Annotated in this window: 19 protein-coding genes; 10 read left to right on the top strand and 9 right to left on the bottom strand. The window is 69.2% G+C overall.

Going from position 1 to position 20,426, the window contains the following annotated elements; genetic code table 11:
- Positions 1 to 78 precede the first annotated feature (78 nt).
- Complete coding sequence (locus tag A37E_RS0115650) at positions 79 to 366, bottom strand: hypothetical protein (protein ID WP_029557465.1); 288 nt, start codon at positions 364 to 366, stop codon at positions 79 to 81.
- Positions 367 to 621: 255 nt separating this feature from the next.
- The gene (locus tag A37E_RS25430) at positions 622 to 1,170 is read right to left on the bottom strand and encodes a helix-turn-helix domain-containing protein (protein WP_051679081.1); all 549 of its coding nucleotides are present in this window, start codon (positions 1,168 to 1,170) and stop codon (positions 622 to 624) included.
- A gap of 455 nt (positions 1,171 to 1,625) precedes the next feature.
- Between A37E_RS25430 and A37E_RS0115640 the strand changes: the two genes are divergently transcribed.
- The 4 genes from A37E_RS0115640 to A37E_RS0115625 all read left to right on the top strand — a co-directional run bounded on the left by A37E_RS0115640 (position 1,626) and on the right by A37E_RS0115625 (position 5,040).
- Positions 1,626 to 3,104, top strand: a complete 1,479-nt coding sequence (locus A37E_RS0115640; protein ID WP_051679443.1) for an ATP-binding protein — start codon at positions 1,626 to 1,628, stop codon at positions 3,102 to 3,104.
- Between the two features lie 11 nt (positions 3,105 to 3,115).
- On the top strand, positions 3,116 to 3,754 hold the full coding sequence (locus A37E_RS0115635; protein ID WP_029557462.1) for a response regulator transcription factor: 639 nt from the start codon (positions 3,116 to 3,118) through the stop codon (positions 3,752 to 3,754).
- An 84-nt stretch (positions 3,755 to 3,838) separates the two neighbouring features.
- Complete coding sequence (locus A37E_RS0115630) at positions 3,839 to 4,240, top strand: response regulator (protein WP_210257914.1); 402 nt, start codon at positions 3,839 to 3,841, stop codon at positions 4,238 to 4,240.
- Positions 4,241 to 4,524: 284 nt separating this feature from the next.
- Positions 4,525 to 5,040 carry a DNA starvation/stationary phase protection protein gene (locus A37E_RS0115625; protein ID WP_029557460.1) on the top strand — a complete coding sequence of 172 codons (516 nt, stop codon included), beginning with the start codon at positions 4,525 to 4,527 and terminating at the stop codon, positions 5,038 to 5,040.
- Between the two features lie 179 nt (positions 5,041 to 5,219).
- Here A37E_RS0115625 and A37E_RS0115620 read toward each other — a convergent pair whose 3' ends face one another.
- The 7 genes from A37E_RS0115620 to A37E_RS0115590 all read right to left on the bottom strand — a co-directional run bounded on the left by A37E_RS0115620 (position 5,220) and on the right by A37E_RS0115590 (position 12,043).
- Positions 5,220 to 5,507: a hypothetical protein gene (locus tag A37E_RS0115620; protein ID WP_029557459.1), complete on the bottom strand. Its 288-nt coding sequence runs from the start codon at positions 5,505 to 5,507 to the stop codon at positions 5,220 to 5,222.
- Positions 5,508 to 5,640: 133 nt separating this feature from the next.
- Positions 5,641 to 7,281: a Na+/H+ antiporter gene (locus A37E_RS0115615; RefSeq protein WP_029557458.1), complete on the bottom strand. Its 1,641-nt coding sequence runs from the start codon at positions 7,279 to 7,281 to the stop codon at positions 5,641 to 5,643.
- A gap of 153 nt (positions 7,282 to 7,434) precedes the next feature.
- Positions 7,435 to 8,271, bottom strand: a complete 837-nt coding sequence (locus tag A37E_RS0115610) for an alpha/beta hydrolase (RefSeq protein WP_029557457.1) — start codon at positions 8,269 to 8,271, stop codon at positions 7,435 to 7,437.
- Positions 8,272 to 8,459: 188 nt separating this feature from the next.
- Positions 8,460 to 9,632 carry a lipase family protein gene (locus A37E_RS0115605; RefSeq protein WP_029557456.1) on the bottom strand — a complete coding sequence of 391 codons (1,173 nt, stop codon included), beginning with the start codon at positions 9,630 to 9,632 and terminating at the stop codon, positions 8,460 to 8,462.
- A 39-nt stretch (positions 9,633 to 9,671) separates the two neighbouring features.
- On the bottom strand, positions 9,672 to 10,808 hold the full coding sequence (locus A37E_RS0115600; RefSeq protein ID WP_245279460.1) for an MFS transporter: 1,137 nt from the start codon (positions 10,806 to 10,808) through the stop codon (positions 9,672 to 9,674).
- A gap of 129 nt (positions 10,809 to 10,937) precedes the next feature.
- Entirely contained in the window at positions 10,938 to 11,483 is a 546-nt protein-coding gene (locus tag A37E_RS0115595; RefSeq protein ID WP_029557454.1) for a DsbA family protein, read from the bottom strand.
- The gene (locus A37E_RS0115590; RefSeq protein WP_081837625.1) at positions 11,480 to 12,043 is read right to left on the bottom strand and encodes a peroxiredoxin; all 564 of its coding nucleotides are present in this window, start codon (positions 12,041 to 12,043) and stop codon (positions 11,480 to 11,482) included. Before A37E_RS0115590 ends, A37E_RS0115595 begins: the two co-directional genes overlap by 4 nt.
- Before the next feature lie 191 nt (positions 12,044 to 12,234).
- Between A37E_RS0115590 and A37E_RS0115585 the strand changes: the two genes are divergently transcribed.
- Genes A37E_RS0115585 through A37E_RS0115560 form a run of 6 tightly spaced genes read left to right on the top strand, consistent with a single transcriptional unit; the run spans position 12,235 to position 20,418 of the window.
- Complete coding sequence (locus A37E_RS0115585) at positions 12,235 to 13,584, top strand: cytochrome c (protein ID WP_245279346.1); 1,350 nt, start codon at positions 12,235 to 12,237, stop codon at positions 13,582 to 13,584.
- The gene (locus A37E_RS0115580; RefSeq protein ID WP_029557451.1) at positions 13,581 to 14,060 is read left to right on the top strand and encodes a (2Fe-2S)-binding protein; all 480 of its coding nucleotides are present in this window, start codon (positions 13,581 to 13,583) and stop codon (positions 14,058 to 14,060) included. Before A37E_RS0115585 ends, A37E_RS0115580 begins: the two co-directional genes overlap by 4 nt.
- A complete protein-coding gene (locus A37E_RS0115575) occupies positions 14,057 to 16,300 on the top strand; it encodes a molybdopterin cofactor-binding domain-containing protein (RefSeq protein WP_029557450.1) in 2,244 nt (747 codons plus the stop codon). Before A37E_RS0115580 ends, A37E_RS0115575 begins: the two co-directional genes overlap by 4 nt.
- Before the next feature lie 54 nt (positions 16,301 to 16,354).
- Positions 16,355 to 17,131 carry an SDR family oxidoreductase gene (locus tag A37E_RS0115570; RefSeq protein ID WP_029557449.1) on the top strand — a complete coding sequence of 259 codons (777 nt, stop codon included), beginning with the start codon at positions 16,355 to 16,357 and terminating at the stop codon, positions 17,129 to 17,131.
- A 19-nt stretch (positions 17,132 to 17,150) separates the two neighbouring features.
- The gene (locus tag A37E_RS0115565; protein WP_029557448.1) at positions 17,151 to 18,266 is read left to right on the top strand and encodes an FAD binding domain-containing protein; all 1,116 of its coding nucleotides are present in this window, start codon (positions 17,151 to 17,153) and stop codon (positions 18,264 to 18,266) included.
- Positions 18,267 to 18,315: 49 nt separating this feature from the next.
- Positions 18,316 to 20,418 (top strand): FUSC family protein, encoded by a 2,103-nt coding sequence (locus tag A37E_RS0115560; RefSeq protein ID WP_156026341.1) that lies wholly within the window; start codon positions 18,316 to 18,318, stop codon positions 20,416 to 20,418.
- Positions 20,419 to 20,426 lie beyond the last annotated feature (8 nt).

The following is a 20,426-nucleotide window of genomic DNA, read 5'->3' as shown; positions in this document are numbered from 1 at the left end:
AGCGGGAAAGACCCGGACAAATAGAAAAGGGGCCGCCGAAGCGGCCCCCTTTTTTTTTCGCATGGCGGACGGCGCGCGTCAGTTGTCGTCGGCGTCGTGGGCGGGGCCGGACTGGGCGTTGCCGATCTCGAAGGGGCGCTCGGAGACGTAGTAGGGGCCGGGGGTGCCGAAGGCGCTGGGACGCTCGAGGCGACGCTCCTCGCGGGCCACGGCCGCCGGGGAGGTCGGGAACAGGCTCCCCTGCGCGGAGACCGCATACTGCTCCACGTTCTCCTTCTGGATGGTCGGGTCGGCGAAGGCCGAACCCACGGACGAGACGAGCACCACGGCGACGCCAGCGGAGAGGACAGTAGACTTGATGGACATGGCAAGCACTCCGTTGTTGATGAAATGAATTTAGAAGATGCTGCCTAGCACGAATATTATCCCGTGATTTAATTCTTCCCATATGCTTCGATAGATCCGTATACATGGGTATGGCCTCCGATTTTCGGAAAGAGAACCACACCGGACTGCGCCCGTCGCCGGAGCGCCAACGGCCAGAGGCCAGCGCGTTGCCGCACCGGCCTCTGGCCATTCGGATCGAAAGGAGACGAGCGCGCGTCGCGCCTGCGCGCAGTGCTAGGCCTGATGTGCCGAGCCGAGGGCACGCGCAGGCGCCGCGCCGCTAAGTGGCGCGCGGGCCATCTGTTCCGACCTCCAGCGATGCGGGGTCGTGGCGGCGAAACGCCGGAAGACGGTGGTGAAGTGGGCCTGGGTCTGGAAGCCGACGCTGAAGGCGACCTGCGCCAGCGGCTCATCGCTTTCCATCATGAGCTTCTGGGCGCGCTCCACGCGCAGCCGCAGCAGGTATTCGTGCGGCTTGGCGCCCGTCGAGATGCGGAACTGCGCGGCGAAATGCATCCGGCTGAGCCCCGCAACGCGGGCCATCTCGGCGAGCGTTAGGGCCTCCCAATAGTGCTCCTCCATGAAGGACAGCACCCGCTTGAGGCGCCACGCCACCAGTCCGGACCGGGCGCGCGCCGGCTTCGGCGCCTGCGCTGGCGTGGGGTGCTCATCGGGAGCGGTGTGCGGGGCGAGCAGCCCGAGGCGCCGGACCTCGGCATTGAGGTCCGCATGGGCCTGCGCCGGAAGTACGGCGGCGGCGGATGGCGCGGCATGGAACGACATGCTGGAGACCCCGAATGCTGAAGGGCGGTTCGGCGCAGTTCCTCCGTGCAGCCCGGACCGGCACCGGCGCACGAGCTGCTGCGCCGAGCCATTCCGGCGGAAAGACTTGCGCTTCGCCGATTGGAGACCCAGCATCCGCGACCGGCGTCTTTTGCTCCATTCTACTTGGGGTTCGGCGCTCATATGATCGGGTGCGCGCGGGCATACCTTGGTATAGGCGGCTAGACTTTGCGTTTAGCGGGCTTGAGCGGACCGCCCGTTTTTGCTGCACTACTGCCTCGCGAGCCGGCAAACGCGCCGTTCAAACTGGCAAGATCGAGGTATATGTCGGTGATACCGAAGCACGACGCCGGGCAGCCGGCAGCCGCACAACAGACGTCCGACCGCTGCGCTCCGGCACATCGCCAGGCGCAAACCACACTCTCGAGGGCATGATGTCGGGTCTGGCCGGTCCCTTGTCCAGCAACAGTGCGGATGCCCCCGCCCGGGGGTGGACCGGCTGGGTCCTTGTCGCACTGCTGTGTCTTTCGATCTTCCTGGTGGATACGCTCTCGCCGCTCGATATGGCCATTGCCGTGCTCTACGTGGTCGTTGTGCTCTTGAGCGCGGGCCTGTTCGGGCGCACGGGGCTGCTGGTCGTCGCCGGGGCCTGCGTCATGCTGACGATGCTGAGCTTCGTCATCATGCACGCCACCGACTACAACATCTCCTCCACCATGCGGTGCTTCGTCAGCGTCGCCGCCATCACAGTCACCACCGTTCTCTCGCTGCGCAACCAGCAGGCCACGGGCGCGCTGAGGGAACAGGCCGCGCTGCTGGATCTCTCCCACGATGCCATCTTCGTGCGGAACCTCGCCGACACGATCGTCTACTGGAACCACGGTGCCGAGCAGCTTTACGGCTGGACCCGGGCCGAGGCCCTGGGGCAGCAGGCCGGCGCGCTGCTGAAGACCATCTTTCCGTCCTCCCGCGCGGACATCATGGGCATCCTGCTCAAGACCGGGCAATGGGAGGGCGAGATCGTCCAGACCACCCGCGACGGGTGCAAGCTGGTCTGCACGAGCCGCTGGTCGCTCCAGCGCGATGCGCGCGCGCGGCCCATGGGCACGATGGAGACCAACCACGACATCACCGAGCGGCAGAAGGCCGAGCAGGAGCTGAATCAGGTCCGCAGCGACCTTGCCCATGTCACCCGCGTCAGCACCATGGGCGAACTCACCGCCTCCATCGCCCACGAGGTCAACCAGCCGCTCGCGGCGGTGGTAACCAATGGCGAGGCCTGCCTGCGCTGGCTGCGCCGTCCGGTGGCCGACCTCGGCGAGGCGGAAGCCTCCGTCACCCGCATGATCGCCAATGCCCGCCGCGCGAGCGAGGTGGTGGAGCGGCTGCGCGCCTTCGCCCGGCGCGGAGAACCGCTGCGCGATGCGCTAGACAGCGCCGAGCTGGTGGAGGATTGCGTGCTGCTGCTGGAGCGGGAGCTGTCGAACCACCGCGTCAGGCTCGAACTCGCCCTCACTACCGATTTGCCGCGCATCGAAGGCGACCGCATCCAACTGCAGCAGGTGCTCATCAATCTGGTCCTCAACGCCATCCAGGCCATGGACGAGGTGCCCGAGGGCCAGCGTGTCCTCACTATCCGCAACGCGATCGAAACACCGCCGTGGTCGATGGACGGCGCTGCGGAGCTGACCATTTTCGTGCGCGATACCGGACCGGGGATCTCGCCGGACGTGTTCGCCTCCCTGTTCTCGCCCTTCGTTTCCACGAAGCAGGACGGGATGGGCCTCGGCCTCTCCGTCTCCCGCTCGATCGCGCAGGCCCATGGCGGCCGGATCGACGCCGCGCCTCACCCCGAGGGGGGAATGTGCTTCACCCTCACCATGCCCCTTGCGAGCACGCCCCCCTCTTCCAACACCAGGGACACCCGCCCGTGACCAGTCGACCGCTGACCCGCCCGGCGCCGCCCCCGAGCGCCCCCGTCGTGATCGTCGTGGACGATGACGCCAGCCTGCGCGACGCGCTGTCCAGCCTGTTCCGCTCCATCGGCCTCGAGGTGGCGCTCTTCGCCTCCGCCGCCGAGCTTCTGGCCGCCAAGCTGCCGGATGCCCCGCGCTGCCTGGTGCTGGATATCCGCCTGCCGGGCGTGAGCGGGCTCGACTTCCAGGCGCAGCTGGCACGCTCCGACATGGAGCTGCCTATCATCTTCATGACCGGGCATGGCGACATTCCCATGAGCGTGCGCGCCATGAAGGCGGGCGCGGTGGACTTCCTCACCAAGCCGTTCCGCGATCAGGACATGCTCGATGCGGTCTCCGCCGCCATCGAGATCGACCGGGGCCGCCGCGCCGAGCGCGCCTCCTCCTCGAAGCTGCGCGCGCTTTACGACACGCTGACCGAGCGCGAGCGGCAAATCATGGCGCTGGTAACCTCCGGCCTCATGAACAAGCAGGTCGCCGCCGAGGTGGGACTGAGTGAAATTACCGTGAAAATTCATCGCGGTAATGTCATGCGCAAGATGGAGGCCCACTCCCTCGCGGATCTGGTCCGGATGGCGGAGGCCCTGGGGCTCAGTGCGAAAAGCTAGAGTTGCAAACGTCTGTATGATTACGGGTTGGGCAGGCGGCAGGCTATATAGGGTCAGACCGGCGCGTCATCGCGTGCCGAATGATTGCACGTCGAGGTGCCCCGAGTGTCACGCGCGCCAACCATAACGATTATCGATGACGACGAATCCGTTCGCGTCGCTACGGAAAGTCTCGTCCGCTCCCTTGGGTTCGGCGCGCGATCCTTCGCGTCCGCCGAGGACTTCCTCGGCTCCACGGAGCGCAGCAGGACCGCGTGCGTCATCACCGACGTCCAGATGCCGGGCATGAGCGGCGTCGAGCTTCAGAGCCGGCTGCGCGCCGAAGGCGACCCGGTGCCGCTGATCTTCATCACCGCCTTTCCCGAGGATCGCATCCGCCGGCAGGTGGACGCGGCCGGCGCCTTCGGCTTCCTGGCCAAGCCGTTCGACGGGAACGAAATGATCGATTGCATCGATCGCGCGCTGCAGGCCTCCCCGCGCCGCTGAAGCGCCGACGCGCTCGCGGCCTTTCGCGCCCTGCCCCCTCTGCCCCTGGATTTGCGCTGCGGCGACCCTCACGGGTTCGCGCGCACGCGCCTGCGCGCCTTCGAGCCTGCGCACCGGCACCGACGCTGCCCCCATACCCTCGTATGATCCAGGCAAACGAGCGCCCAATTCTCTCGTCCTGGTCCCGGTCCTATGGTGACCACCGTGACATTCACAGAGCGGTCGCCGCGGCATCTCAGCCACCTCCCGACCGCCCCCTACAGCTTTCCATAAGGACGACACCCATGGACAAGACCATTGCGAAACTGCGCCAGCAGGCGCCCCTGCGGACCCCTACCGATCTCGGCGAAGAGGCCACTCGCGACATTGCCGGCGCCCTCACCGTTCTTCTCGCCGACATGTTCGCGCTTTATCTGAAGACCAAGAATTTCCACTGGCACATGTCCGGCCCGCACTTCCGCGACTACCATCTTCTGCTGGACGACCATGGCGACCAGATCTTCGCCACCACCGACGCCATCGCCGAACGGGCTCGCAAGGTGGGTGGCACGACGCTGCGGTCGGTGGGCCACATCGCGCGCCTCCAGCGTCTCCCCGACAATGACGCGGACTTCGTGACCGCCGAGGACATGCTGGCCGAGCTCGGCGAGGACAACAAGCGCCTCATCACCTTCCTGCGGGAAGCCCATGTCGTCTGCGAGAACTACAACGACGTCGCCACCACCAGCCTCATCGAGGTTTGGATCGACGAGGCCGAACGTCGCGTGTGGTTCCTCTTCGAAGCCACCCGCTCGCACTGACCTCTCCCTCCCCTTCCTCCCCGCCTGAACCCGCCGGCCAAGCCCGGCGGGCTTTTTTTGTGCGCGCCGCCCCGGATAGAGCGAAGAGCCGGTCTTCCAGCGCATCCGCCCGCACAAAGCGAGAAGGCCGGCGCCCTCAGGGGACGCCGGCCTTTTCGTTGCAGCGCATGTCGGGTGGTTCATGCCCCCGGCGAAGTGGCATCCTGGGCCGGGCCCCAGTGGGAGTCGGGCTGGGCCGGCTGGCCGATGAACGGGCGGGCGGAATTCATGGCCCGCAGCTTGGCGGCGGAGGGCTGCTGGAAGATGTCGAACGGCTGGACCACGGCGCCCGACTGGGCATCGAAAAAGGCGGCTTCGCCGCGCGCTTCGGTGGGGAAGCTGGTGTCGGCGCGGGCGGTGCCCGCAACACCGGCCACCACGAAGGCGAGAGCACCGAACGCCATGATGAACTTAGAATTCGCAGTCATGAGAACCTCCTGTGTTTTCGATGATTTAGTTTTACATTCCGCGGCCTTCGCCGGTATCGAACTCAAATTCATTCCATGAATATCGATGTTTCGCCGAACTATACGTCAGTTTACTTTTCGTCATTCCGCCCCCTCAACCATCGGCCATGCCGGGCGCCACGGGCAGGGCGACCTCCTCGGCATCGGTCTCCCGCAGCAGCTTGTGCGCCAGATCGATGGGGATGCGCCGGCGCTGGACGAGGCCGACGATGGATCGGCGCTCAGCCTGGATGGCGAGGAGATGCATCCGCCGCTCTTCCGGCCACGCGGCCGTTCCGCCATCGACACCCTCGGCCTGAAGCTGGGCGAGGCGATGCCGGTAATGGTCGGCCACGATGGCGGCGACGGTCGGCGCGTCGGCCCCGGCCGTCAGCGTCTCGGCCGTCTCCGCGAGCGCGTCCAGGGCGGCCTGCAGCGCCTCGGCGCGGGCATCGCGCTCCTGCGTCGCATCGGCGACATCGGGCGGCACATCAATGCCCCGCAGGAGGATGGGCAACGCCACGTTGGCAAGCGCCAGAGACACGAGAATGACCGCGGCGGCGATGAACACGGCAAGATCCCGTGCGGGAAAAGGCACGCCGCCCGTCAAGACCAGCGGCAGGCTGAGCGCGGCGGCGAGCGTGACCGCGCCGCGCACCCCGCCGAACGCCATCACCGCCACCAGGCGCCATCGCGGAATAGGGCGCGGCGCGCCGCTTTGCCCCCGGCTGGCGGGCCAGCAGCAGAGCGCGGCGAGCACCCACGCGAAGCGCAAAGCTGCGAGCGCGAGAACCGTGGCCGCCACATAGAGCCCGAGCCACCCCACGGCGTGGTGCCCGCCCTCGGCGATGCTGCGCGCCGCACCGCTGAGGATGCCCGGCATCTGCTCGCCCAGCAGCAGGAACATGACGCCGTTGAGGGTGAACTGCAGCGTCTCCCACACCGCGTTGCGCCGAAGGCGCGTGAGGGGCAGCGCGCGACCGGACACCTCGATGCGGCTCATCATCATGCCGGCGGCCACGGCGGCGAGCACGGCGGAGCTGCCCGCGGCTTCGGCCAGCAGATAGGCGCCGTAGGGAATGAGCAGGCTGATGAGGATCTGGCCGGAGGTGTCCTCGCCCACCCGGCGCACCATGAAGGCCTTGGCCGTGGCCACCATCCAGCTGAAGGCGATGCCGATGGCGATACTGCCGCCGGCCGCCCAGACAAAGCCGACGAGGGAATCGAGCACCGGCACCGTCCCCGTCACCACCGCGGCGATGGCGAGGCGCAGGCAGATCAGCGCGGCGGCATCGTTGAAGAGGGCCTCGCCCTCCAGCAGGCGCAGCACGCCGCGCGGAATGGCAATGTGCCGCGCCACCGCGCCGGCCGCCACCACATCGGTGGGGGACAGCACGGCGGCGAGCGCGAAGCACACGGCCAGCGGCATCGCCGGGATGAGCCAATGGAGCATCAGCCCCACGCAGCCGACCGTGACCACCACCAGCCCCAGCGCCATGGACAGGATGAGCGGAGCGTTCGCTGCAAGGTCCGTCTTGGACACGCGCCACCCGTCGAAGAACAGGAGCGGCGGCAGGAAGATGAGGAAGAACTGGTCGGGCTTCAGCGGCGCGCCGAGGCTGGTGACGGAGCCGATGGCGGCGCCCACCGCAACCTGAATGAGAGGCAGCGCCACGCGGTCGCCCAGCACGCGGCCCATCCAGTTGGTGAGGACGACGCCGGCAAGCAGCACGAGGATGTAGCGAATGTCGGTCATGCGCACCACCGCCCTGTCTCGGCGCCGTGCGCACGCGGCGCGTGCGTGGGCGCGCTCACGTTTCAGATCTCGTCGAAAGTCTCGTCCACCCGCGGGAGCGGACGGCAGCGCCGGTGCGGGACGACCGCAACCGGCGCTGCGCGCGTCAGCCCGTCAGGCCTTCACGAAGGCGAGCAGATCGGGATTGATGACGCCGGCGTGGACGGTCAGCATGCCGTGGGGATAGCCGGCATAGACCTTCAGCGTGCCGTTCTTCAGCAGCTTCACGCTCAGCCGGGCGGCATCATCGATGGGCACCACCTGGTCGGCATCCCCGTGCATGACGAGGGTCGGCACGGTGATAAGCTTGAGATCCTCGGTCTGGTCGGTCTCGGAGAAGGCCTTGATGCCGTCATAGTGCGCCTTTGCGCCGCCGGTCATGCCCTGACGCCACCAATTCTGGATCACGCCCGGCACCGGCGTCGCGCCGGGCAGGTTGAAGCCGTAGAAGGGGCCGGACGCCACGTCCATGAAGAACTGGGAGCGGTTGGCCGCGAGCGCGGAGCGGAAGCCGTCGAACACCTCGATGGGGGTGCCGCCGGGATTGGTGGCAGTCTTCACCATCAGCGGCGGCACGGCGCTCACCAGCACCGCCTTGGCCACGCGCCCCTGCGGCTGGCCGTGCCGCGCCACATAGCGCGCCACCTCGCCGCCGCCGGTGGAATGGCCGATATGCACGGCGTTGCGCAGGTCGAGATGCTCCATAACCGCGGCGGCATCGGCGGCGTAATGGTCCATGTCGTGGCCGTCACTCACCTGCGCCGAGCGGCCATGTCCGCGCCGGTCGTGGGCGACGACCCGGAAGCCGTGCTGCAGGAAGAACAGGATCTGCGCATCCCAGTCGTCGGAGGAAAGCGGCCAGCCGTGATGGAAGACGATGGGCTGCGCCTCCTGCGACCCCCAGTCCTTGTAGAAGATGTCGACGCCGTCTTTGGTGGTGACGTAAGGCATGGTCCTGTTCCTCTCGCTGTATTCCAGGATGAATCTGTCCGTGACGGCAGGCAGGGCACAGCCTGAGATCCAGCACCGACACAAGACTACTCTAGAATAGGGATAGGATAAATGAGCTTATACGCGTGTATATTGGATCGCACATCAATATAAGTGGCAGTTTTTCAGCATCCCCCATCCCGGCCAGCTCAGTGGCCAGCCCGCGAACAGCCGTTCGGTACGGGCGCGCCCGAAAGCCGTGCGAGAAGCCAGGACACGGCCATGGGCGCCACGGCCTTGACCACCCCGCCATGGGACGCCCACGGCACTTCCACATAGGTGACGGATGTCCCGGCCCGGCACAGGCGGCTCACATAGTCCCGCGTGGTGGCCGGCTCCACGAGGGAATCGAGGCTCCCCTGCGCGAATAAGACGGGCACGCCCTTCGGGTCCGGATTTGAATTGCGCGCGATCAGCTGATCCCAGCCGGGCCGCCGGTCGGCGGCGCCGCGCAGGAAGCCCGTCTGGGCATAGCCCAGCGCGGAGAGGCCGAGCACCACGTCGCCGGCTGGGTCGAGGCTGCAATCGGCGGCGATCCCGTCCACGGTCCCGATCGCCTGCGGACGAACGATGCCGTCGAGCGGCAATCCATAGGCCTGTCCCCAGGACCACGCGGCGAAGGAGGCCACGACCTGCCCCGGCAGGGTGCCGATATCGTCGCGCAGCAGGCGACGCAGCTCCGTCGGCGCGGCCGCCGCGGCGACACCCGCGAGGTGCAGCTCCGGCGCGTAGGCGCGGGCGGTGGCGGCGGTGAACAGCGCGGCATGGCCGCCCTGCGAGAAGCCCCAGGCCGCGTAGCGCTCTCCCGCATCGGCACCGGGAAGGCGGCGGGCCGCGCGCACGGCGTCGATCATGGCATGCGCCTCGCTCGTGCCGAGCAAATAGGAATGCTGGCCTGCCTCGCCCAGCCCACCATAGTCGGTCGCCGCGACGATCACGCCCCGCGCCAGCAGATCGGCGAGGCCGCCGATGCGGGCGAAGGCCTGCGGCGGATTGCGGGAGGGCGCGCACCGCGTCGCCACCCCGCTCGTGCCGTGCCCCCACGCCACCAGCGGTCGCCCGCCATCGGTGCGGCCGATCGGCGGCAGTGCGACGAGGCCGGAAATCGCCACCGGGCGACCGGCGTGATTGCGCGAGCGATAGATGATGCGATAGGCGGCGCCTGCGCCCGGCGGCGGCGGAACGGGCTCCGCCTTCAGGAGCGTGCCGGGCGGTCCCTGCCTCGCGCCGTCCGGGATGGCGTAGAAGCTGTCGGCGCAGAGGGCGCGCGACGGCCACAGGGCGACGGCCAGAAGAAGGGCAAAACAGCGTGCCGTGCGCATGGCGGAGCCTCCTTGACCCTTCTTCCGGCCAACGGCCGATCAGTGTGAGGGATCGGCCCGGCGGCTGCGGGCCGCGAGCAGCTGGAGGCCGACGGCGAAGGCGGCGAACGCCGTCCCCAGCACCGTGACGAGGAACCAGCCGCCGGCCCCCCAGGCGAGCGTCGCGGTAGCCGAGCCGATGGAGCCGCCGAGGAACATGGCGCTCATCAGCACCGTGTTGATCCGCGCCCGCGCCTCCGGCCGCAGGGCAAAGACGATGTGCTGGTTGGAGACGAGGGCACTCTGCATGCCGAAATCCAGCAGCATCACGCCGACGATCAGCCCGACAAGCGATCCCCACGCGCCGAACACGACCCATGCGGCGAGCGTGACGATGGAGCCCACCATCACCGCCAGCCTCGGGCCGCGCTTGTCCGCGAACCGGCCGGCCAGCGGCGCGGCGAGAATGCCGACGGCGCCCACCAGGCCGAACAATCCCGCCACCTCGGCGCCGAGGCCGAAGCGCGGCTCGGCGAGCCGGAAGGCGAGGATGGTCCAGAACACGGTGAAGGCCGCAAACAGCGCCGCCTGCGTGATCGCCGCAAGCCGCAGCGCGGGAAAATCCAGCCACTGCTGCCACACGGAATGGAGCAGCCGGTGATAGCTCAGGCGCGAGTCCGGCTTGCTGCTGGGCAGCGTCACCGCCATCAGCACCGCGCCGCCCAGCGCCATGGGCGCCGCGAGCCACAGCATCTCCCGCCAGCCGCCGTGCGAGGCGACGAAGCCGGCCACGGTGCGACTGAGGAGGATGCCCGTCAGCAGCCCCGCCATCACCGTGCCCACCGTCGCGCCCCGCTTCTCGGGCGCCGCGAAATGGGCGGCGAGGGGCACGATCTGCTGGGCGACCGTGGAGGCGAGCCCCACCGCCAGCGAGGCCGCCACGAGCAGCAGCGCCGTGGGCGCCACCGCGGCCAGCACCAGCGCCGCCGCCAGCAGCACGAACTGCACCACGATCAGGCGCCGGCGTTCCACGAGGTCGCCGAGCGGAACGAGCAGCACGAGGCCGATGGCGTAGCCGAGCTGGGTGGCGGTGGGAATGGCCCCCGTGAGCGCGCCCGGCAGATCCTGCTCGATCAGCGCGAGCATGGGCTGGTTGTAATAGATGTTCGCCACCGCGAGGCCGGCTGCCGTGGCCATGGCGAGCGTGGCGCCGAACCCCAGCGTGCCGGGCTCAGGCGTGGCGTCGGCGAGCACGGGCGCACCGGGACGCAGCGTTGAAGTCTGCTTGAAGATCATGATTGCCTCCTCGGGCGGGTGCATCCGGGCTCAGGCCGGGACGTCGATCTCTGCGGTGGCGGCAGCGCGATCGAGCACCTCGATCAGGCTCTGCCTGTCCCTCGGCCCGTCGTAGCGGACACCGTTGATGAAGAGGCACGGCGTGCCGTTCACGCCGGCGCGCGCGCCACCGACGAAGTCCTGCTGGATGATGGCGTCGTATCGACCCTGGAAGGCCGCCTGCAGCACGCGGCGCTCGATGCCGAGCTGCGTGCCATAGGCCGTGAGGCTCGCCACATCGAGCGCGTCCTGGTGCTCGTAGAGCATGTCATGGGCGGCCCAGAACACTCCGGATGCCGCGGCGGCCTCGGCGAACTGCGCGGCGCGCAGCGCATGGGCGTGCATCTCCGTCAGCGGGAAATTACGGAACACGAAGCGCAGCCGCGCGCCCATCGCCTCCTGCACGGCCTTGAGCGCCGGATAGGCCTCGCCGCAATAGGGGCATTCGTAATCGCCGTACTCGATCAGGGTCACCGGTGCATCGGCCGGCCCGGCCACCTTGTCGGTGGCGCTCACGGGGGGAAGACGTCGCGTCATGCCTGCGCTCCATGGATGTTCGAGGCGGGGGTGTTCGGGGCGGGGGTGTTCGAGGCCGGGGGCTTGGGGGTGGGAACAAGCGCGTCGAGCGCATCGAGAATGCCGTCCGCGCCGGGGTTCAGGCCGAGCGGCGAGAGATAGCTCCAGCGGATGACGCCCTCGGCATCGATCACGAACAGCGCCCGCTGGGCGACGCCATCCTGCGCGCGGTAGGCGCCATAGCGTCGGGCGATCTCGCCCTTGGGCTCGAAATCCGCGAGCAACGGGAAATGCAGCTTGCGCGCCTCCGCGAAGGCCGCGTGGCACCACACGCCGTCCGTGGAGATTCCCACGAGCTGGGCGCCGGAGCGGTGAAACTCCGGCAGCATCTCGTTGTAGAGACCCATCTGGTCGCCGCACACCGGGCTCCAGTCGGCCGGATAGAAGGCGAGAATGACGGGCGCGCCCCTCAGGTCGGAGAGGGACAGCCTCTGGTCGGGCGTGGCCGGCAGGGTGAAGTCAGGCGCGGCCTGGCCCGGCTGCAGCAAGGCATGTGTGGAAGCGTCGTGCAGATCAGTCATGTGAGTGCCTCGTCCCTTTCTGCGTCGCAGGTGTCCAATGTCGGCTGCGAGAGTGTCGGGGGGACAGGCCGGGGGAAATCGGCCATAGGCGTGGCCTGCTCATACTTGGGTTTGGCGGGTGCCCCTTTAGTGCGTTTCGGAAAGATGAGGGCGCCGGGCAGCCGCATGGTGCACCCCCAGAAAGGGTGCGGATGATGATGAAGCGCGTATTGCTCCTGTCCCTCGTTGCCGCCGGCTGCGGCGCGCTCGCCGCGCTGGCCTACGCCTGGCATGGTGAGATCGCCCCGGTTTCGCCCCCGCCCGCCGACGCGTTCGAGCGTCCGCAGGTCGAGCGGGGTGCGGCGCTCGCCCTCATCGGGGATTGCCGCACCTGCCACACCGCGCCGGGCGGGACGACCTTCGCCGGCGGCCTCGCCATGCCGACGCCGTTCGGCACGATCTATTCCACCAACATCACCCCCGATCCGGAAACCGGCATCGGGCGCTGGCCGCTCGCCGCCTTTGTGCGGGCCATGCGCGAGGGCGTGGACCGCGAAGGCCGGCACCTCTATCCGGCCTTTCCCTACGACCATTTCAGCCTGACCACAGACGCAGACCTCGCGGCGCTCTACGCCTTCCTGATGACCCGCACGCCGGTGGTTGCCACGGCACCGGCGAACCAGCTGCCCTTCCCCATCAACATCCGCCTCGTGCTCGCCGGCTGGAAGCTCCTGTTCTTCCATCCCGAGCCCTTCGCGAACGATCCCGCGCGCGATGCGTCATGGAACCGGGGCCGCTATCTGGTGGAGGGCCTCGCCCATTGCGGCGCGTGCCACACGCCGCGCAACCTCATGGGCGCGGAAATCCGCTCCCACGCCTTTGCCGGTGGCGAGGCCGAGGGCTGGACCGCCTATCCCCTGGGCGCGCAGTCGCCCGCCCGTGTGCCGTGGACGAAGGCGGCCCTCGCCCAGTATCTGCGCGAGGGCTGGCAGGTGGACCACGGCGTCGCGCTCGGCCCCATGGGGCCGGTGACGGAGAACCTCGCCGAGGCCCCCGCGCAGGACATCGAGGCGATGGCGGACTATCTCGCTTCGCTCGGCACGCCCGCCAACAAGACTGCGATGCCGAAGGCGCCAGCGCCCGATGCCTCCGGCCAGCGGCCGCAGTCGGCGGGCTGGCAGGCGCCCGCCATGGCCCTGCCCGCGGATACCGACGCGGGCCGTCGCGTCTTCGCCGCCGCCTGTGCGGCCTGCCACCAGGCCGGCCGGCCGCTGCCGCTCGGCGGCGTGGACCTCGCCCTCTCCACGGCGCTTGCGGCCGAGACGCCGCAGAACCTGCTCAACCTCATCCTGCGCGGGGTTCCGGCGGCGGACGGCGTGGCGGCGCCCGTCATGCCGCCCTTCACCGCGGTGGACGACACCGCGCTGACGGCTCTTCTCGACTACCTGCGCCGTGACATCGCCGCGCGGCCGGCCTGGCCGGACCTCGCCGCCGCCATCACCGCGGCCCGCCACGCCGCAGCTCCCCAGACCAACGTGAACCCCGCGAAAGGCGCCCCATGACCACGTTCACCGTCAACGGCACGCGCCGCACCATCGCCGCCGCGCCGGACACGCCCCTGCTCTACGTGCTGCGCGGCGAACTCGAACTGAACGGCGCGAAATTCGGCTGCGGCCTCGGCCAGTGCGGCGCCTGCACGGTGCTGGTGGACGGGGAACCGGTCTTCTCCTGCGTCACGCCGGTGATGCTGCTGGAAGGGCGCGCGGTGCGCACGCTCGAGGGGCTCGGCAGCGCCGAGGCGCCGGGACCGGTGCAGGCCGCCTTCATCGCCGAGCAGGCGGCCCAGTGCGGCTATTGCATCGCTGGCATGATCATGCGCGCGCAGGCCCTGCTGGAGCGCGATGGCGACCCGGACGACGCCGCCATCCTCGCCGCCCTCGAACCCAGCCTGTGCCGGTGCGGAACCCATGTGCGCATCGTCCGCGCCGTGAAGCGCGCCGCCCGCGCGATGGCTCACAAAATGGAGGCCGTGCGATGACACAGGCCCTCTCCCGCCGCGCCGTGCTGCGGGGCACCGGCGCCCTTATCCTCGCCTTCGGCGTGTCGGGCCGGGCCTTCGCCCAGACCGAGACCGGCGCCAGCGCGACACCCCTGCGGGGCCTGCCCGGCAGCCTCGACGCCACGCCCCTGCTGGACGCCTGGATCCGCATCGCGCCGGACGGCAACGCCACCATCTTCACCGGCAAGGCGGAGCTGGGACAGGGCATCCGCACCGCTCTGCTGCAGGTGGCGGCGGAAGAGCTGAAGCTGCCCATCTCGCGGCTCGACCTCATCACCGCCGACACCGGGCGCACACCCGACGAGGGCTATACGGCAGCCAGCCACTCGGTGCAGGATTCCGGCACTGCCATCCGCAATGCGGCGGCGCAGGTGCGCGAGATCCTCATCGGCGAGGCCGCGCGTCGGGCTGGCGTCGCCCGCACGGGTTTGACGGCGCGGGACGGCATCGTCACCGGCCCCGCCGGCCTTCGGCTCTCTTATGGCGAGCTGGTCTCAGACACCTTGCTGCACGTGGACGCCGCGCCCACCTCGATCGTCACCGATCCGCGCGACTTCACGGTGATGGATCGCCCCGTGCCGCGCGTCGACATCCCGGCGAAGGTCACGGGCGGTGCGGCCTATGTGCAGGACATGCGCCTGCCCGGCATGGTCCACGGCCGCATCGTGCGCCCGCCGAGCTACGGCGCCCGGCTGGTCGCACTCGACGCCGGGCCGGTGGAGGCCATGCCCGGCGTGCTCAAAGTGGTGCGCGACGGCGCCTTCCTGGGGGTGATCGCTGAGCAGGAATGGACGGCGATCCAGGCCATGCGCCGGCTCGCCACCCTCGCCCGCTGGGAAGAAACGGCGCAGCTTCCCGACGAGGCCCGCCTACCCGAGGCGCTCATGGCCCTGCCCACGCGGGACACCACCATCCTCGATGTGGGGCAGCCGGATGCGTCGGCCTTCACCCTCGATACCCTGTTCACCCGCCCCTATCTCTCCCATGGCTCCATCGGCCCCTCCTGCGCCATCGCGCATCTGGAGGGCGATGCCATGACGGTGTGGACCCACACCCAGGGCGTCTATCCGCTGCGCGATGCCCTCGCGGGCCTCCTCGCCATGCCCCCGGAGAAGGTGCGCTGCATCCATGCGGAGGGGGCCGGCTGCTATGGCCAGAACGGCGCGGACGACGCCGGCGCCGACGCGGCGATGCTCGCCCGCGCCCTTCCCGGCCGTCCGGTGCGCGTGCAGTGGATGCGCGAGCAGGAGCATGCCTGGGAGCCGTTCGGGCCGGGCATGGTGGCCCGCGTGCGCGCGGCGCTGGGACCGGACGGCGCGATCACCGCATGGCAGCACGATGTGTGGAGCCAGTCGCACATGATGCGCCCCGGCCCGCCCGGCACCTTGCTCGCCGCCCGCGACAAGGCCGAGCCGTTCCCTCCGGCGCCGCCGGTGGACCTGCCCATGCCGGAAGGCGGCGGGGACCGCAACGCCGTGCCGCTCTACGTGCTGCCCAATGCGCGGGCGGTGAACCACTTCCTGCCGGAGATGCCGCTGCGCGGCTCCTCCATGCGCTCGCTGGGCGGCTACCTCAACGTCTTCGCCATCGAGAGCACCATGGACGAACTCGCCCGCCGGGCGGGGCAGGACCCGGTGGATTTCCGCCTGCGCCATCTTCAGGACGAGCGGGCAAAGGCGGTCATCACCACCGCCACTGAGCGCTTCGGCTGGAAGGACCGGCCGAAGCCCCTCGCCGGAGGCGGCTACGGCTTCGCCTTCGCGCGCTACAAGAACCTCGAGGCCTATTGCGCCATCGCGCTGGAGGTCGCCATCGATGCGGACACCGGCCGGCTCCTCGTCACGCGCGTGGTGGCGGCGGTGGACACCGGGCAGGTGGTGAACCCGGACGGGGTGCGCAACCAGATCGAGGGCGGCATCGTGCAGGCGACGAGCTGGACGCTGTTCGAGGGCGTGCGCTTCGATCGTCGGCGCATCACCTCGGTGGACTGGGCGGCCTATCCCATCCTGCGCTTCTCCCGCGTGCCCCGCGCCGTGGAGGTCCACATCGTGCCTCGGCCGGGCCTGCCCTTCCTCGGCGCGGGGGAGGCGGCGCAGGGGCCCATGGGGGCGGCGCTGGGCAATGCCATCCGCGACGCCAGCGGCCAGCGCCTCGCCACCCTCCCCCTCGATGCAAGCCGCATCCGCCATGCCATGATGGATCCACCGCCGCTCCGCTGAACGGAGCCCGATCCCGCGCCGGGCGCGGCATCGCCACACCCACAGGAGACAGCCATGAAGATCGATCTCTCGGGCAAGACCGCCCTCGTCACCGGGTCGAGCGAAGGCATCGGCTTCGCCATCGCCAAGGGGCTTTGGCAGGCCGGGGCGAGCGTCGTCGTCAATGGGCGCTCGGAGGCGAAGGTGGCAGAGGCCGTGGCGCGCATCGGCGGCACGGCGCGCGGGCAGGCCATCGACCTCGGCACCGCGGACGGCGCCGCCGCGCTGGTGGCGGCCGAGCCGGCGTTCGATATCGTCGTGAACAATCTCGGCATCTTTGAGCCGTCCGACTTCTTCGAGACCGACGACGCGGTGTGGGACCGGCATTGGGCGATCAACGTCATGTCGGGCGTGCGCCTCGCCCGCGCCTACCTGCCGGGCATGGCGGAGCGCGGCTGGGGGCGCATGCTGTTCCTCGGCTCGGAATCCGCCTTCAACATCCCGGCGGACATGATTCACTACGGCGTCAGCAAGACGGCCGACGTCTCCCTCGCGCGGGGCCTCGCCAAGCGCATGGCGGGCACGGGCGTGACCGTGAATTCCATCCTGCCCGGCCCCACTCTGTCGGAGGGCGTCGCCGCCATGCTGAAGGACGCGGTGGCGGCGGGCAAGACGCTGGAGGAGGCCGGCGCCGACTTCGTAAAGGCCCACCGGCCAAGCTCCATCATCCAGCGGCCGGCGAGCGTTGAGGAGGTCGCCAACATGGCGGTCTACATCGCCTCGCCGCTCGCCTCCGCCACCACCGGCGCCGCCCTGCGCGTCGATGGCGGCGTCATCGATTTCATCGTCTAGCGTTCAGGAGAGACAGGCCATGCCCCCTCGCATCCTCATCGTCGGTGGCTCCATCGGCGGCCTGTTCGCCGCCGTGCTGCTGCACCGCGCCGGCTTCGACGTGCGCGTGACGGAACGCTCGGTGCATGGGCTGGAGGGGCGGGGCGCCGGCCTCGTCGCCCAGCGCGAGGTGTTCGACATCCTGCGGGAAGTCGGCGTGGAGCACCTCGCCCACGTGGGAGTGACGGCCCACGAGCGCATCTATCTCGACCGGGCTGACGCCATCATCCATCGCCAGCGCACGCCCCAGACCCAGCTCTCCTGGGACGTGCTGTTCCGCACCTTCCGCCACCTTCTGCCGGATGATCGCTACCACATCGACCGGCAGGCGGTTTCCGTGACGCAGGCGCCCGGCAGCGCCCGCGTGACCTATTCCGATGGCACCGAGGAGCGGGCGGATCTCGTCATCGGCGCCGACGGGGTGGGCTCGACGCTGCGCAGCGCGGTTGCGGGCCCGGAGTCCCGGCCAACTTATGTGGGCTATGCCACCTGGCGCGGCCTCGTCCCCGAGGCAGAAGTGCCGTCGGCGGCCGCAGGGCATCTTTTCGACCGCTTCGCCTTCTACGAGATGCCGGGCTCGCACATCCTGGGCTATCTCGTGCCCGGCCCGGACGGCTCCACCGTCGCCGGCCACCGCCGCTACAATTGGGTCTGGTACCGGCGCTATACCCCGGACGAACTCGACAGCATTCTCACCGACATCGACGGCGTGCGCCGCCCCTCCTCCCTCGCGCCCGGCCGCGTGCGCCCGGACGTTGCTGCCGCGATGAAATCCGATTCCGCGCGCCTGCTGCCCCCGGCCTTCGCCGCAGTGGTGGAGGCCGAGCCGCGCCCCTTTCTCCATGCCATCTTCGACTACGCGCCGCCGCAGATGGTTTCCGGCCGCGTCGCGCTCATGGGCGATGCGGCCTTCGTCGCCCGCCCCCACACCGCCATGGGCGTGGCGAAGGCGGCGGGCGATGCCTTCGCGCTCCGCGATGCGCTCACCCACACCCCGGATATCGACGCCGCCCTCTCGGCCTATGCCGCCGAACGTGCTCCGGTGGGGGCGGCGATCGTCGCCTACGGCCAGCGCCTCGGCGGCTCGCTCGGCTAACCCGATAGTGTAGTCAAACCAAGGTAGGCCCCCACTACCTTGCGTATAATTGGCCGCTGCCCGGCAGGACCTATGCTCAACAGAGCCTCGATGGGTTCAGCAAGGCACGGCATCAATGAGCTCCACAGTACAAGGCACTCTCGACAGTCATCCGGAGACAAATTCCGGAGCCCTGCGCGCGCGTCTTCGCTCCTGGGGTCCGCGCGCCCTGTTCGGCGTCCGGCTTGCGGCGTCGGTTTGTCTGGCGCTCTACATCACCTATGCGCTCGAACTCCAGAACTCTTTCTGGGCGGCGACGACAGCGGCCATCGTGTGCCAGCCGAACCTCGGCACATCCCTGCAGAAAGGACGCTGGCGCATCATCGGAACGGTGGCGGGCGCGCTGGCCATGGTGACGGTGCTCGGGCTCTTCGCCCAGAGCCGATACACCCTCGCCTTCTGCCTCGCCGCGTGGTGCGGCCTGTGCGGGGTCGCCGTCGTGGTGCTCCGGAATTTTGCGTCCTACGCCGCGGCCCTGGCTGGCTTTACCGCAGCCGTGATCTTCGCCGACACCGTCGCCGATCCGACGTCGGCCTTCTTTTTCTCCATCGTCCGTGTCAGCGAAATCTGCATCGGCATCGGATCGACGCTCTTCGTCATCCTCCTCACCGACTTCGGCGCCGCGCGCAGGGCCTTCGCCAGCCTTCTGGAAGATATGGCCCGCCAGTTGGTCCGCGGCTTCCGTTCGACCCTCGCCGCGCCGCAAGACGCGCGCGAGACAGGCGTGAGCCCCAGGGAAGTCCTGCGGAAGCTGAGCCTGTTTCAGGCCGCAGCCGATGCGGCCATGGCGGATTCCCCATATCTGCGCTCGCGCAGCGGTCATCTGCGTGAGGCCGGCGCGGGCCTCATGGAGGCGTTGCTCGGCTGGCAGAGGATTGCCTTGGAGCAGGAGGTCTCCGGCCAACCGGACCACGACGTTCGTGCGGGCCTGGACACCCTGCTGTCCTGCCTCGATCCGGCCGATCTCGGGCGAGACCCGGAGCGGCTCCGCAGCGCCTGCGCGGAGGCTTTGCGAGCCCTTGAGGCGCTTCCGCACGATGACGCCAGCGCCTCAGTTCTGGCCGATGCGACCCGCGACCTCGTCCTTTGCCTCCAAGCGACAGCAGGAACCATCGCCTTGCTCATGGGTGCAAGAGCGGCACGCCGGACCGCACCGTGGACCGTCGTCATCGGCGATCCGCTTCCTCCCCTGCTCAGCGGCTTCCGTGTCTTCTTGGCGGTCGCCGCGGCGGCGGCCTTCACCATCGCCACCGAATGGCCGCACGGTCCCCTCGCCATTGCCTTCGTCGCGATCTCCGTCCTGATCTTCGCTCCGGCGGGCGATCAGGCCCGCGTGCTCGTCACGGACTACACCATCGGCTCCATCCTCGTGGTGGGTCTCGCCTGCGGGCTCTATTTCGGTGTCATGCCGTCCATCTCCACCTTCCCGCAGCTCGCCGTGATGCTGGCGCTCTTCCTGGTGCCGGTCGGCTGGATGCAGGCGGGCAGCTGGCACACGCCGCTGTTCCTGGCGATGTCCGTCAATCTCCTGCCTCTGATCGGGGTCGGGAACCCGATTTCCTATGACGCGTCCACTTTTTTCAACATCGCGCTGACGATCATCCTGGGCAACATCATCGGAACGCTGTTCTTCATCATCATTCCGGGGCTGTCGCCCGAGGTGCGCGCGTGTCGCCTCCTCGCCCTCTCGATCCGCGACCTGCGACGGCTCGCGGGCCGGCCACAGGCCCGGGACGCCACGCGCTGGACGGCGGTGATGACACGCCGTGTCGAGGATCTGCCGCCCCAGGCGACGGACGAACAGGCGAACTCCCTCCTGACGCTCTTCGTCCTCGGTCGGGCCCTGATTCTCCTGCGCAAAACGCCGGCGGAGGCAGTCGAGCGCCGGCTGATGTCGGACGCCAGTGCCGCGCTTGCGGAGGGGCGGGCGGCGCAGGCGCGCATCGCCTTCGGCGACATGGAGCGCGCGCTGGCAGAGCGGGCGGCCTCCCAACCCGCCGAGGCGCCAGCGGTCATGTCATCGCGTGTGCAGATCAAGTTCATCACGGATGCGCTCGGTTCCTGTTCAAACCTCCTCGAAGGGGCGGACGGTCAGCGCGCCAACCTCAGCTAGATCCGGAA

Source organism: Xanthobacter sp. 91, assembly GCF_000702385.1.
Lineage (GTDB): Bacteria > Pseudomonadota > Alphaproteobacteria > Rhizobiales > Xanthobacteraceae > Xanthobacter > Xanthobacter aminoxidans.
Note: the sequence above shows the minus strand (reverse complement) of the source record. Positions and strands in the feature narration are given on the sequence as shown.